At 48.7% G+C, this 14,666-nt stretch carries 10 protein-coding genes; 3 read left to right on the forward strand and 7 right to left on the reverse strand.

Annotated features, from left to right (window positions below; translation table 11 throughout):
- Positions 1 to 82: 82 nt before the first annotated feature.
- The 3 genes from lepB (H1A11_RS16325) to dapB are packed head-to-tail and all read right to left on the reverse strand — an operon-like array spanning position 83 to position 3,279.
- Entirely contained in the window at positions 83 to 1,018 is a 936-nt protein-coding gene (gene lepB, locus H1A11_RS16325) for a signal peptidase I (protein ID WP_181757457.1), read from the reverse strand.
- The gene (lepB, locus tag H1A11_RS16330; protein WP_117599848.1) at positions 1,015 to 2,508 is read right to left on the reverse strand and encodes a signal peptidase I; all 1,494 of its coding nucleotides are present in this window, start codon (positions 2,506 to 2,508) and stop codon (positions 1,015 to 1,017) included. The genes lepB (H1A11_RS16325) and lepB (H1A11_RS16330) overlap by 4 nt, the downstream gene beginning before the upstream one ends.
- 6 nt (positions 2,509 to 2,514) lie before the next feature.
- Positions 2,515 to 3,279 carry a 4-hydroxy-tetrahydrodipicolinate reductase gene (gene dapB, locus H1A11_RS16335; protein ID WP_117599847.1) on the reverse strand — a complete coding sequence of 255 codons (765 nt, stop codon included), beginning with the start codon at positions 3,277 to 3,279 and terminating at the stop codon, positions 2,515 to 2,517.
- Positions 3,280 to 3,375: 96 nt separating this feature from the next.
- Here dapB and H1A11_RS16340 point away from each other — a divergent pair, with 96 nt between their 5' ends.
- The 3 genes from H1A11_RS16340 to H1A11_RS16350 all read left to right on the forward strand — a co-directional run bounded on the left by H1A11_RS16340 (position 3,376) and on the right by H1A11_RS16350 (position 8,506).
- A complete protein-coding gene (locus tag H1A11_RS16340) occupies positions 3,376 to 4,650 on the forward strand; it encodes a DUF2851 family protein (protein WP_181757458.1) in 1,275 nt (424 codons plus the stop codon).
- Positions 4,651 to 4,727: 77 nt separating this feature from the next.
- Complete coding sequence (locus tag H1A11_RS16345; RefSeq protein WP_138345185.1) at positions 4,728 to 5,240, forward strand: DUF4348 domain-containing protein; 513 nt, start codon at positions 4,728 to 4,730, stop codon at positions 5,238 to 5,240.
- 179 nt (positions 5,241 to 5,419) lie between these two features.
- Positions 5,420 to 8,506 (forward strand): chondroitinase family polysaccharide lyase, encoded by a 3,087-nt coding sequence (locus tag H1A11_RS16350; protein WP_181757459.1) that lies wholly within the window; start codon positions 5,420 to 5,422, stop codon positions 8,504 to 8,506.
- 185 nt (positions 8,507 to 8,691) lie between these two features.
- Here the strand turns inward: H1A11_RS16350 and H1A11_RS16355 are convergent, their stop codons facing one another.
- The 4 genes from H1A11_RS16355 to H1A11_RS16370 form a co-directional block, all read right to left on the reverse strand.
- Entirely contained in the window at positions 8,692 to 9,642 is a 951-nt protein-coding gene (locus H1A11_RS16355; RefSeq protein WP_181757460.1) for a tRNA-dihydrouridine synthase family protein, read from the reverse strand.
- A 26-nt stretch (positions 9,643 to 9,668) separates the two neighbouring features.
- Positions 9,669 to 11,711 carry a polysaccharide lyase family 8 super-sandwich domain-containing protein gene (locus tag H1A11_RS16360; protein WP_181757461.1) on the reverse strand — a complete coding sequence of 681 codons (2,043 nt, stop codon included), beginning with the start codon at positions 11,709 to 11,711 and terminating at the stop codon, positions 9,669 to 9,671.
- A gap of 139 nt (positions 11,712 to 11,850) precedes the next feature.
- Positions 11,851 to 12,858 carry a DUF5017 domain-containing protein gene (locus H1A11_RS16365; protein WP_118696388.1) on the reverse strand — a complete coding sequence of 336 codons (1,008 nt, stop codon included), beginning with the start codon at positions 12,856 to 12,858 and terminating at the stop codon, positions 11,851 to 11,853.
- A gap of 48 nt (positions 12,859 to 12,906) precedes the next feature.
- Positions 12,907 to 14,661: a RagB/SusD family nutrient uptake outer membrane protein gene (locus tag H1A11_RS16370; protein ID WP_117599840.1), complete on the reverse strand. Its 1,755-nt coding sequence runs from the start codon at positions 14,659 to 14,661 to the stop codon at positions 12,907 to 12,909.
- Between the last annotated feature and the right edge of the window lie 5 nt (positions 14,662 to 14,666).

Here is a 14,666-nt window from a genome sequence, read left to right on the forward strand (position 1 = left end):
TTTACGATTAGATGATTTGCGATTTACGATTGAAGTTACTGTTCATTGTTTGTATTTTCATTTTTATTCTTTCATTTGTTTGTCATTCCACTTTTTTCCATATCCTGCCCCATCGGTAACCGCTGAAAGGTCCTGTTCCCTTTTCTTTGGAGAACCAGATGGCAGACGCCTTGCCTATGATGTGGTCTTCGGGGACGAAACCGAAAAGGCGGGAGTCCGAAAGATTGATGGCATTGTTGGCACCTACCCAGTAGTAGTCTTTGGTAAAATGGCAGTGCTGCACGGGCTTGCCTTCCACATAAAGGGTGTCGTTCTTGATTTCGGCCTGTTTCTTTTCGTGAAGTACCAGGGTATTCCGCAGCAAAGTCTTGTTCCACGGATATACGCGTACGGTTTTGCCTTTGCCGGGGATTATCAGAGGTTTCAACATCTCCATGGAGTCTTCCTTGACAATCGGTTCTATCCAGCAATTCCCGTTCATGGCTTGTTCCAGCAAGTAGTGTTCATAGCGGCTGAAACTACGTATATTCTTTATTGAGTCCTGTCCCAATAGTTGGTTGGGAGCGATGGAAAGGATGGAAAGCAATGAATCCAACTGTCGTTCCCGTTGCCTGGGGTAAGAATAAAGAAACTTCTGGTCGGGTGCATTCTTTTCGGAAGGAATCACTGAAAAAAGCGAATCTATCAGCAAGGTATCTCCGGGAGTACCGATGCAACGGCTGATAAAGACTTCCCGTCGGTCGATCACGGGTTCTGAAAGATTGGCAGGATTGTTGAATACAAGAATATCCTCTTTCTGCACCGGACTGTCCGCCCAGCGATGATATCCCCATAACTTCATAAAAGGAAGTCGTAGACCGTAGCTCCACTTGTTTACAAGAATACGTTCACCCTGATACAGTGAGTTCTCCATACCGGAAGAAGGGATAAGATAGGAAGTTGCCACACAACCCCGAAGCAGCACTACGACGAGTGCCACTCCAACGATTGTAATTGCTATCTTCCACCCTTTTTTCATTTAATGTTGTCCACCCACTTGAATATCCGGTTCCAGCGTATCTTGCCATCAAACCAGCTGCGGTCTTTGTCCAGTGACAACCATACTACGATAGGCTTTCCTACGACATGGTCTTCCGGCACAAAACCCCAGTATCGGGAGTCGGCGGACTTGTCGCGGTTGTCGCCCATCATCCAGTAGTAGTCCATATTGAAAGTATAGGAGTCGGTCTTTTCACCGTTGATGTAGATGCCGTCTTCCTTGACTTCCAGTTTGTTGCCTTCATAGGCAACGATGCAGCGTTCGTAGATGGGCAGGTTATCCTCGGTCAGCTTGATGGTGGCGCCTTTGGCAGGAATCCAGATTGGGCCGTAGTTGTTGCGGTCCCATTGGGTGTAAAGGTTCAGCGGATACATCTGTCCCGAGAATTCTCCCGGTTCGATGATAATACTACTGATGAGTTTCTTGTTGCCCGAAAGGGTCTCGTACATCTTTTTAGTGAGCGGAAGATGATAGACCGGTGCCAGCCTACCTTGGGCATCCCGGCGGTCCAATCCCATTTCAATCAGATTCTCTTCCCAGCCCAGACCGTCGGTCATCAGTGTCTGGTCCTCTTTGCTGATGCCCAGTTCACGAAACATATCATCGGTGATATAGGGCCCCGTTGTTTGTACAAAGTAGTTGAACTGCATTTCTGTAGGGTTCTCGATAGCTTTGCCGTCGATGTATACTTGTCCCTTCTTGATTTGCAATGTATCGCCGGGTAGGCCTACGCAACGTTTTACATAGTTTTCACGACGGTCGACGGGACGTATGACAATGTCACCGTACATTCTCGGATTGGAACGGATGAGGTTACGTCCGGCATTGTAGTACAAATCATAGACGGTACGTTGCTGTTTGCGTGTCAGACTGTCCATATTCACTTTGTTGGGATACACGCGTTTTCCTTCTTCGTAAGCAAGGGTATAGAAATCTGTCTGCTGGAAGTTGGTGGCTACCGTGTCGCCTGCCGGGAAGTTGAACACCACAATGTCGTTCAGTTTCACTTTGCCGAAGCCCGGTACACGTTTATATTTCCATTGGGGCCATTCGATGTACGATTTGGTGTTGAATACCGGCAGTGTATGTTGTGCCAGCGGCATGGAAAGCGGCGTATTCGGTACGCGCGGGCCATAACTCATCTTGCTGACGTAAAGGAAATCGCCTACCAACAAGGATTTCTCCAATGAGGAAGACGGTATCTGATAATTCTGGAACACATAGATATTTACGAAGTAGACGGCTACCAGCGCAAATACGATGGCATCCACCCAACTCATGATGCTGCGTACGGCAGGATTCTCCGATTTCTTCCAGAACCCCCAGGGTATCTTCTTACTGATGTAGATGTCAAAAATGAAAGGTAGTACAATCAGCCCCAGCCAGCTTTTTACCCAAACCAGAAAGGCAAGGTAGAGCAGGGTGACTATACTGAATTTAATCCATTGGGTGCGTGTTGCTTTTCTCATGATGTCTTAGTCTTTTAAAAATGGAAACAAGTCACTCATTCCCAAAGCACCTTCGTGCTTGGCGGTATATTCGGCAGCAAGGACAGCTCCCAAGGCAAATCCCCTGCGATTCTTGGCATCGTGGGTGATGGTGATGCTGTCGGCTTCGGAGTCGTAGCGGATGCTGTGGATGCCCGGTACTTCTCCTTCGCGGATAGAACTTATGGGCAGCTCATTGGCTGCACATTCCGTAGAGCCCGAGACAGTCCCGTCGGGAGCCTGGAAAGTTCCTTCTACCCATTTGTCCTTACGGTCGAGATTCTCCAGAATACCTTCGGCAAGCGTGATGGCCGTACCGCTCGGAGCGTCCATCTTGTGGATGTGATGCGTTTCGCTCATTGTCACATCATAGGCAGGGAACTGGTTCATTATCTTTGCGAGGTACTTGTTGACAGCAGAGAATATGCTTACTCCCAAGCTGAAGTTGGACGACCAGAACAGTGTTTTGCCACCTTCGGTGCAAAGCTTCTTCACTTCGTCTCCATGTTCCGCCATCCATCCCGTACTGCCGGATACCAATTTGACTCCGGCCTGGAATGCCTTCATATAGTTATTGTATGCAACCATGGGATTGGTGAACTCTATGGCAACGTCGGCGCTCTTGAAGGCTGCCGATTCAAAGTCTTCCTGATTGTCGACATCGATGATGCTTACAATTTCGTGTCCGCGGCCAAGGGCTATTTTCTCGATTTCCTTGCCCATTTTTCCGTAGCCGATTAATGCGATTTTCATTGTTTCTATCTGTTTTTATTTAGTTTATCAACAAACTATAGGTCGCAAAGATAATCTTTTTCTTACATTTGTACTCAACATTAACGTCTTGTTAACATGGAACAACTACTGCATTATGTTTGGAAGCACAAAATATTTCCTTTGTCAGCACTCCAAACAACCTCCGGCCGGCCGGTAGAAGTGATAGATCCCGGTTTGCCGAACATGAATGCAGGCCCCGATTTCTTTAATGCCAAACTGAAAATAGACGGTACGCTTTGGGTGGGCAACGTCGAAGTGCATACGCAGGCATCAGAGTGGCTGCTCCATAGGCACGACTGTGACAAGGCGTATGATACTGTCATTCTGCATGTAGTGGGCGAATCGAATTGTGATGTGTACCGCACGAACGGTGAGCTGGTTCCCCAGATGGTGCTCACCTGCCCCGACACTGTCCGTTTGCGCTATGAAGAGCTTCGGCAGACAGAGATTTATCCTCCCTGTTATTCCATCCTTGCCTCCCTTCCGAAGCTGACCGTTCACTCCTGGCTGTCCGCTTTGCAGGTAGAGCGTTTTGAGCAGAAAGCACATGTCATATCCCAGCGGCTCGAACGCTGCAATCATCATTGGGAGGATGTTTTCTTCATTACTCTTGCTCGTAACTTCGGCTTCGGGCTGAATGGGGATGCTTTCGAGGCATGGGCAAACCGCCTTCCATTCCGCGCCGTAGACAAGCATCGGGACAGTCTGTTTCAAGTGGAGGCTTTCTTCCTGGGGCAGGCAGGCCTGCTGGAGGAGGTCCCAGCGGAGGCGGATGATTATTATTTGAAACTTCAGAAAGAATTCCGCTACCTGCAACGCAAGTTCGAGCTGCCAGCTCCCATGTCCGTTGAGCAGTGGCGATTTCTGCGTCTTCGTCCCGATAACTTTCCGCATGTACGTCTGGCGCAGCTTGCCAGTCTGTATCATAAGGAGCAGGCACTCTTCTCACGTATCATGGAGGCGGAAACGCTGGAAGCGGTGAAGAAGATACTGGCTGCCAATACTTCCGTGTATTGGGAAGAGCACTTCAATTTCAGAAAAGTTTCACCCCGGAGGGAAAAGCGGGTAGGGGACGGTGCCTTGAATCTGATTGCTATCAATACGGTCATCCCGTTTCTTTATGCATACGGCCTGCACAAGGCTGATGACGTTTTGTGTGACCGTGCCACCCGTTTCCTTGAATCCTTGAAGGCCGAAAACAATCACGTAACCCGACTTTGGGATGGTGCCGGCCTGCCGGTATCTACCGCTGCTGACTCGCAGGCTCTGCTTCAACTTCAAAAGGAATATTGCGACAAGAAAGACTGCTTGCGCTGCCGGTTCGGTTACGAGTATCTGAGGCATAGATGATAATAATTATCGCCCCATGGCCTTAGCATTTTATCACTTTTATATTATCTTTGTGCGTTGAAAAATAATCCGAGTATATGAAGGCTATCCGCTTTGTTTTTTGTCTGTTTGCGGCACTCATGCTGACGACTTTCAATGGTCTGGCTGCCGAAGAGGAGGATTTCAAGACATTCCTCCGGAAATTCACGTCCAGTGCCTCATTCCAGTATTCCCGAATCAAGTTTCCTTTGAAGTCTCCCATCGCCCTCTTGAAGGATGACGGCGAGACGGAGCAGACTTTTCCCTTCACCCGCGAGAAGTGGGCATTGCTGGACGAGGAAACGCTGAAGGAAGGACGTATTACCGAAGAGGAGGGAGGCACCTATATATCTCATTTCACTGTTGATGAACCTGCCCATAAAGAGTTCGAAGCAGGCTATGATGAATCAGAACCTTCCCTTCGTGTGGTCTTTGAACTGACGGATGGCAAGTGGTATGTCACCGACTGCTATAACGACTGGTACAACTTCGACCTCCCTATCAGTGAACTGGAAGAAACCATTCAGGCGGTACAAGAGGAAAACAAGGCTTTCGAAGAACTTCATCCCTGATGAAGCTGGGGCAGAAATCCGCCTCAATCATTATTTTATCCTTCTTCTGTACGATTTATGCCCCCCCTTTTCCAAAAAGAGGGGTTTCTTTGTGCCGTACTAATGCATTGGAATATGCGGTTACAACTTCTTTTGCAGATTTCCAAGTAGCAAATATCGATAACCTTAAATAAACAGCCATGATGCAATTCAGTAAATGGAAAATAGGAGCGGCAGCGCTCGTTTGCATGTTGCTGCCGGGCAGTGTACATGCGCAAATCGTGAAGAATGAGCGTTTGCTTTCTTTTGAGGAGAGACAGGTTCCGGCGTTTGTCACTACGGCAGCCGGTTCGCAGTTGGGCATTAGCGACGAACATTATAGGGACGGCGACCACAGTTTGAGCTGGACTTTCGAGCCGGGTGCCGCACTGTCCATCAAGAAAGACTTGAAGTTTGAGAAGAAAGACCCGACGGGGAAAGACACCTATCTTTCGGCTTTCATCGTATGGGTGTACAATGAGCAGGCCCAGGACAAGCAGATTCAGTTTGAGTTCTTGAAGGATGGTAAGGTATGCACCTCTTTTCCTTTTGGCATCAACTTCACCGGTTGGCGCGGAGCATGGGTATGTTATGAACGCGATATGCAAGGTACCCCGGAAGAAGGGATGGACGAAATCCGAATTGTAGCCCCCGACGTGAAGGGGAAACTCTTTTTCGACCATCTGATTACTGCCAGCAAGGTGGATGCCCGCCAGCAGACTGCCGACTTACAGGTACCGTTTGTAAATAAGGGAACCACCAACCACTGGCTGGTTATCTACGAACACTCCTTGTGGAAACCGGACATCCCTCTGACAGACGTGACCGAGGCGCAGAAGCAGGATATACGGATTATGGAGAAACGTTTCCGCGACATGCTCTACACGCCTTCCGCACTTTCGGAGAAGGAGATGCAGTCCATCCGTAAGAAGTATGATTTTTATCGGATTACCTACAAGAACGGCAAGGTAGCAGGACGTCCTATCTATTTCGTACGTCACTCCGAGGCATACGAACGTATGGTACCCGATTGGGACAAAGATATGTTCTCCAGACTGGGGATAGAGATAAGCGACTATTTCAACCTGATGAAACGCGTCGCCATCGCCTACAACAATGTGGAGGATGCGGCGCTGAAACACGAGTTGAAGCAGAAATTCATCGCCATGTACGATAACGCCACCGACCAGGGTATTGCCTACGGCAGTTGCTGGGGAAATATCCACCATTACGGATATAGTATGCGCGGTCTGTTTGTGGCTTATTTCTTGATGAAGGACGTGTTGCGTGAGGCAGGTAAGCTGGAAGAGGCGGTACGTACGCTCAACTGGTATGCCATCACCAATGAGGTATATCCCGAACCTGCCGTCAACGGTATTGATATAGATACGTTCAACACCAAGTTGCAAGGCCGCATAGCCAGCATCTTGATTATGGAAGATACACCGGAGAAACTGCAATACCTGCGTTCCTTCTCTCGTTGGCTGGACAAAGGCTGCCTTCCTGCGCCGGGACTGGCCGGTTCTTTCAAGCAGGACGGTGCCTGCTTCCATCATTGCAACAATTATCCTGCCTATGCAGTGGGCGGTCTGGACGGTGCCACTAATATGATTTACTTGCTGAGTGGTACCGAGTTCCGCCTGTCCGAGCAGGCACACGAGACGGTGAAGAAAGTGCTTCTCACCATGCGTTTCTATTGCAACCTGAAGCAATGGCCTCTCTCCATGTCCGGGCGCCATCCCAACGGGGGAGGAAGCCTGATACCTATCCAATATGCCACGATGGCCATTGCCGGTACGCCGGATGGCAAGCAGAAATATGACCCCGAAATGGCTGCTGCCTATCTGCGCCTGGTTGCCTATACAGAAGCTCCGGACAAGAATGCGCCCGACTATCTGCCGAAGGCTTCTACCCGCCACGAATTGGAGATGAAGAAGTTGCTCGAAGCCCAGGGCTTCCGTCCGGAACCCGACCCGCAAGGCAATCTGGCTTTGGGTTACGGTTGTGTATCCGTACAGCGTCGTGACAACTGGGCTGCCGTAGTTCGCGGACATTCCCGTTATCTCTGGGCTGCCGAGCACTATCTCCCCGCCAACTTCTATGGCCGTTATCTGGCACATGGCAGCATGCAGATTCTTACCGGAAAACCCGATGAAATGGTTACTTTTGCCACCAGTGGCTGGCAGGAAGCCGGTTTCGACTGGAATCGTATTCCGGGTGTCACGAGCATTCATCTGCCTTTCGACCAGTTGCGTGCCCGGGTATTGAATGTCGATACCTTCTCCGGTATGGAGGAGATGCTCTATTCCGATGAGGCTTTTGCCGGCGGTTTGTCCCAGGCACATCTGAACGGTAACTTCGGTATGGTGCTGCATGAACATGATAAGTATAACGGTTCTCACCGTGCCCGCAAGTCGTTCCACTTCTTCGATGGCACCATTGTATGCCTCGGTACGGACATCGAAAACCTGAATACCGAATATCCTACGGAAACTACCGTGTTCCAGCTTGCCGCCACCACTCCCGAAACCCGTCAATACTGGGAGTCCTATCAGAGTGACGGACAGACTTATATAGACCCTAACGGCGTAGGTTATTACATTTCCAAAGCCTCCCGCCCTGCTGCCCGGTACGAGAAGAACTTTCCGCAAGTGACCGTGGGCGAGCGTAGCACCAAGCCTACTTCCGGTGATTGGGTGTCCTTGACATTGCAACATGGCAAAGCCCCGAAAGGCGCTTCCTACGAATATGCAGTGCTGCCCCACACGGATGCTGCCGCTTTGAAGGCATTCGCCAAGAAACCCACTTACAAGATTTTCCGGCAAGACCGCAACGCCCATATTGTACGCTCTCCGGCAGACGGTCTTACTTCTTACGTCTTGTTCGAGACGCCGCAGACTCTGCCCGACGGTGGATTGTTGCAGAAAGCCGATACATCGTGCCTTGTCATGATACGCGAATATAAGGACAAGCTTCTTCTGACTGTCTCCCAGCCCGACCTGGCCTTGTATCGCGGTCCGAGTGACGAGGCTTTCGACAAAGACGGAAAACGTATTGAGCGCAGTATCTATTCACGCTCGTGGACTGACAATGAGAGTCAGGAGATTCCCGTAACCGTTACTTTGAAGGGACAGTGGAAGGTTACCGAGACGCCCTATTGCAAGGTGGTGTCGGCAGACAAGAAGCAGACAGTGTTGCGCTTTACTTGCCGGGATGCTGCAAGCTTAGAGGTAGAGTTAAAGAGGTAGGGAGAGTATAGGTTAGACATTGATACTGAATACCCACAACACCCGGATGTTTTACCCCATAACATCCGGGTGTTTTACTATAAAACATGGGGATGTTTTGGGTGAATACATCCGGGTGTTGTGGGTATTCGGTATAGGAGTCTTAGCCTTTCTCTCCTATAGAGAAAGATACTGGAAACGGTTGTTTAATATGTTCCGAGCAGATTGCTTACTGCTGACTGATAGTTTGCCAGTTTACTGGTCTTATGAATGGTCTTTCTCGCTTTGCGGTCTCCGTCCGGTAACAGATACTCCCAGAAACTTTTCATTTTCATTAATAACTGTGCCTCACCGCCTTGTAGTAGCTCTTGATAGGCGTTGAAGACCTCGGTGTGCAGTTGCCCCACCTTTTTCGCCATTTCATCGGAAGAAATCGGGGTTCCTTGCTTGTATTCCAGCGCCAGAGCAGGATTGGCTAGCAGCCCGCGGCCGATGACGATACCTGCCAATCGGGGGAACCGTGTGGTGATAGAACGGATATCTTCCACGGTATGCAGGTCGCCGTTGTAGAACAGAGGGCGGGTGCACTCTTTGTAGAAAGCTTCAAATCCCTTCAGGTCTACCTCTCCTTTGTATTGCTGCTTGCCCAGACGCGGGTGCAGGATGATGTGTGCGAGGGGGAGTTCGTTGAATAGCGGTAGCAGGGCAAGACACTCCTCCGCCTGCTCCCAACCCAGACGCAGCTTCACGGAGAAACGGATGTCGGGATGCCGGTCGATGGCTTCGGAGAGCAGCGCTTTCACTTCTTCGGGATAGGGCAGCATGCCGGAGCCATTGTGGCGCCGGGCCAGCATCGGAAAAGGACAACCCAAATTGATGTCCGCTTCCCGGTATCCTTTTTCGATGAAAAGGGACATTATGTGCTCCAGCTTGTCCGCATCCGGAGCAATGAGCTGGGGGATGAGGTGCAGGCCCGGATTGTGGTCCGGCTCAATGTCACGGGCATCTTTCCACCGGATTTCTCCGTGCTCCATGCGTACGAAAGGAGAGTAATAGGTCTCTATGCCGCCAAAGATGCGTGCATGCGCTCGCCGGTAGACGGCATCGGTGTAGCCTTGTAGCGGGGCGAAGTGGATAGGTAATATGTTCTCGTTCATGGCTGCAAAGATACATATTTTTCTTTCTAGTAGGAAGCTGTGCTACTTTTTCCGGCTTCTTCTTTTTGCGGCATTTCAAGCAATATTTGTTTGGCTTGTCCGTTTTGAATCAGTGTTATTGTTGCTTTTTCAGGATTTTCCGATTCACAACGTGGATTTGCGATATGTATTCTTTTTTCTTTTTCCTTCCACAAAAGGGCACAAGGGGTATCTGTCGCAAGGATGTCACCATTTTCAAGTTTCAGTTCCCCTGGTTGATAGAAGATGATTTCTGTTATTCTTAATTTTTCATGACGTACAGCTTGTGTTTTTTCCGTATTGGCAAGTACTTTTATCGGCAACTTTGCAGCATATTTTGCGGCAGCGGATGTGCTAGGGATGCTTGGGTGTACCACGTAGGCGTATTTCCCTTGCTGCGGGCGGATGCCGTGATTGGCGTTCAAACTGAACAGTGCCGTATCACAAGTTATTTTGTACTCGGTTTGGGGCAGCAGATTGAAGTAGGCGGTCTGTCCGTGGAGTATCCAGTCTGCAACGGTCTGTATGGAGCCGTTCTTCAGAGTCTGTTTTTTCCCATTTGTCATGTACTGTACCTTCCCGTTGCGGTTACATTGGTTGAGAGTGGTGAATACTTCGGCTTTTCCTTTGGCGTTGCAGATGCCTGCCCCAAGGCATACAAATTCTTCATCGAAATAGAACCAGGCTTTGTGAGCTTGTAATCCGCGGCGGTCTAAAATCATGCCGCAGGTTCCATAAAGACTGTCGCTGACACCTCCGGCAAAACAGTTTCCGTTATTGCCGCCTTCACCCCAATCGGGAATGGGAAGGGGGGCATTGTCTTGTTCGGCAGTAATGCCGGGATATTGGCGGTTGTTGAATATCTTAAAGAAATTGCCGTCATACTCGTGTCCGGTGACAAAAAGATAATTTACTCCGTTGGAGGCATAATAGTTGAACTCACCATCACCGTTGCCGGCCTCGTTGCCTACGGTACGGGTGGAGGTCATGCGTGAACTGGTCATATAATTGTTGCGGCGGTGTACCATGTAGTCGAAACGCCAGAACATGCGGTTACCCGTCAGGCTGTTGTCTCCACCGATGTGTTGCAGTGCTTGCTTCATGTTGTTGCGTGCATCGGAGTTGCTCAACTTGCAGATTCTTTCGGCCAGAACTTTTATGGCAGAGGAGTATTGGTTGCTGCTGATAAAGCGTCCTGCATTGTTGGGGTCATGCTGCTTGTTGTAGAATATCCATTGTACGCCGTCGGTGAAGAGGCGTTGCAATAATTCCAGTCCGGGGCTTTGGAAACGGGTATCCTTGCAGAGTTCCAGATAAGCGAGGGTGGAGTTAACGAATTCTTTGCCGTAGCTGGTGAAGTAAAGTTGCCGTCCATGACCGCAATGTTGCCCGAAGAGATAGTCAGGTTGTATGCCTTCGGAGGGTTGTATGGTGAGCAGTTGCGTCATCCGTTCTTTGAAGTCTTCCATCTGGCTTTCGTTCTCGGTCAGGATGCTGGCGGCAAATGACCCCATGATGATGTCGGCGCCGTTGGCTCCTGTCATGTGTGAGGGGGCGGCATTCTCGTAGCTCCAGCGTAGGTATTTGATGGTCTTGTCAAAAAGTTCTGGATTTTCATTGATTTCGCGGCTCATCAGCACTACGCTGGTAGATAGTTCTTTGGGATAGGGGATGTAACGATACCACCAGTTTTTGGCTTGATGGTTGGTGTCTATCCAGAAGCGGAGCGCTTTAAGATAAGACTCTTTCAGCGTTTTGTCATGGTAGAATGTGTTCTCTGGATGTTGGTAGGCGCAGGCCAGGGCGATGAGGTTTTGTACATGCTTGCGTGGGGAACCGTCGGTAGCGCGATAGTTGAGGGTGACGAATGCTCCTTCTGGTGAGAGGGATTTCATCAGTCCGCCAATAGTTTCTTTCGATGGGTTCCGGTCGAGGTACTTTTCGTACATCCGGTTGTAGATGGTCTTGAAGTCGGAGGCATGGGCACGAATACCTGTCAATGTAATGCACAAGGCAATTGCTGCAATGAGTTTGATGTTATGGGTTTTCATGTTGATATTCTTTGTTATATTAGGGGATTTATGAATCAGGGAAGAGCCTCGCGGTTCCTCCCTGACAAAGTTAATTGATTAAGGTCTATAAAAATACTTAAGGTTAGAAGTTTTGTGTTGATAGAACGTTTTTATTTCATTATTCGGTTACCATCACTTTATATTCACGTACCACGGAAGATTCTTGTTTGTAGTTTCCATTGGTGGCTACAAAGGTGGCTGTGTAGGTACCGGGAGTCTTGTAGGTATATTGATAAGAGTCAAGACTCTGGGTAACGTTCTTCAATCCGGTGCCTGCGTCGGGGGAACATGCGTTGACAACAAACAGATTGGAAACCAGCCAGCTATATTTTAATTCAGTATTGGCGTTGGAACTATGAATGAAGAAAGCGTTCATGTCCTTGAAGTTCCAGATACCGGAAGTGTTGTTGGTGACTGTGCCATAGGCACGGTTGGAAGTCATACTCTTCTGGTCGCTCAGGTTATGACGGTGCAACATATTGATAGGGGTGAAGCCGAAAGATCCGGCGGTGAAAGTCGTCTCTTGTCCCTTGGACATTTGGTTCAATATCTGCATGTTGCTAAAAGTAAATCTCGTTTGTGCCACACTGTTGGTTTGACCGCGATAGCAGATGGCTATGGCAATACGTTTGCCCAAATAGGGCTTCATGTCTATGGCAAAGTCTTGTGCTTTGGTTGCAGTAGGGAAATCGGAAGCCGGGATCAATGTTTCCCAAGCGTGTTGCTCCACCAGTACGGAGTCGGCTTCAAAGTTCCCTTTTTCTATGCCGGGAAAGTCGGAGGATACATACATGGTGAGTATGTTTGCTGGATTTCCATATTGTGGGGTCAGCTTGAATTTCAAAGTTGAAGTTTCCACCTCACTTTCGTCTACTGTAGTACGTTCTCTGTATTTATATTCTTTTCCGGCTTCACCGCTGTAAAAAGTGAGGAAGTCCGGGTCACCCTTGAAATGAAACTCCACCGGAGTTCCGCTTTTTACGGTGATGGTCTGACCGTCGAAACTGACACCGTTTCCGGTTGCCACATTTACATCCAGTTCTGCATCTTTAGTGAATTCGCTTTCGCAGGAGGCAAAAGTGAAACTTGCAATGCTGATAGCTATCAATAGTTTATTTAGTTTCATGATATGATTCATTTATTTGGAACGATTATCTTTGTTTCACTCATTCGATTACCAACCAGGATTATTCTGGGTGATGGCTTTGTTTACTGACATTTCACTGTCCGGTATGGGGAAGTAATTGTAAGCGTCTGTTATCTGGAAGAAGGTATAGACGCTGTAGCTAGGTCCCGTAGCCCAGTTGGCATTGGCGCCTTGAAGGGCACGGGGAGCTAATTCATTCATGTTTTTCACATATTCACCCCAGCGGATAAGGTCGTAGCGGCGGGTATGTTCAAAGCAGAGTTCCATAGCACGTTCATCTTTCACTGCCTGACGGAAGGCTTCTTTGCTGAGGCTTCCTTCTTCATAGGGAGCGATGCCGGCACGATTACGCACGTCGTTCAAACATTTGTAAGCCAGTGTAGTGGGAGAGGAGCTAATTTCATTCTCTGCTTCGGCCACCATCAGTAATACGTCCGAATAGCGTAACAATGGGAAGTTGAGTGAAGTGTAGTTCTTGTTCTTTTTGGTGCCGTATGCCTCATATTCTCTGCGGTATTTTCCGCAAGCACGTGAGTAGTTCTTTTCTGAGTCGGCTTCGGTTTTCTCGTAATCTCCCGTTTTCTTGGAAGAATCACCTTCGCCATAGCTGTAAGACACATCCCAATATTGGTTTTTCACTTCTTCCAGCTTACCGTACTCGAATTGGCGTCCTGTAACGCCTTTCTTGCTTACGGCCTCCACGTATTCGAATGGCGCAATATTCCAGTTCATACGGTTGATGTCTCCATTATCCTTGTAGAGTTCATATAGTTTCGGAGTTGACCAGAAGTATGCGTAGCCAAATCCGGGATCTTTAGCGTCTATTAAAGATTGATCGTTGGATTCGTCAGGACATTTGATGCCTATCAGGTTTCCGATACGTCCTTCTGCTCTGACTTCGGAAGTATAGTCTCCGGCAAACTCTGCCTCCCAGATACTTTCATTGGCTGTAGTATTGTATTGGTTAGAACAAAGGTCGATGAATACATCCCAGTAGTTGGCTGCTAAGCCATGTCCTTCGCCCATTACTTTTTGTGCATAGGTGCTGGCTTGCTTGAAATAATTTTGAATGGCTGTAGCGTCTCCGTTGGCATTGTCTCGGAAATGCTCGCCGGCACGGAATAAATAGACACGTGCCAGAATACCCCATGCTGCAGAGCGTGAAACATGTCCCGGCTTGTAGCCTAGTTCTGCGGCTGTAGCAAGACCTTCAGCGCATTCAGACATTTCGGTGGTGATGAAATCATAGATAGTCTGCTTGTCTGTACGGGGAATGTCAAGTCCCGTTACACTACTGGTGGAAGTTGTCTTGAAGGGAACGTCTCCCCAGCCTTGTACCAGTGTGAAGTAGTAGTAAGCGCGCATGAAACGTGCTTCTGCTGTGTACTGTAGGAGCAATTTGTCGGATATGTCTTTGCTTTTGTCAATATTCTCAAGAAACGTATTGGCACGGTCGATACCCGTATAGAGTGTTTGCCAAAGATTGCTGAATTGCGGTGAACTTGAATTGGCATTGTTACAGGCAATCGCACCGCTGGTTTGCGGATTGCGACCACCACCATAATGGGACAAGTCATCAGCACCCGTCATGAACATGTATTCGTTTCCGTAGAAGTTCTGTGAGGTCAGTGGGGCGTATACAGAGGTCAGGAATGAGAGAGCTTCATCCGCATTATTAAAGTAATTGTCGGGAGTCAGCTTAGTAGGTTCTTTGTCCAGAAAATCGCAGGAGACCATAGCCAGACAAGTCAAAGATAGTATTATTGTTTTTATTGTTTTCATATTAT

Source organism: Bacteroides sp. CACC 737 (assembly GCF_013874375.1).
Taxonomy (GTDB): Bacteria; Bacteroidota; Bacteroidia; order Bacteroidales; family Bacteroidaceae; genus Bacteroides; species Bacteroides uniformis.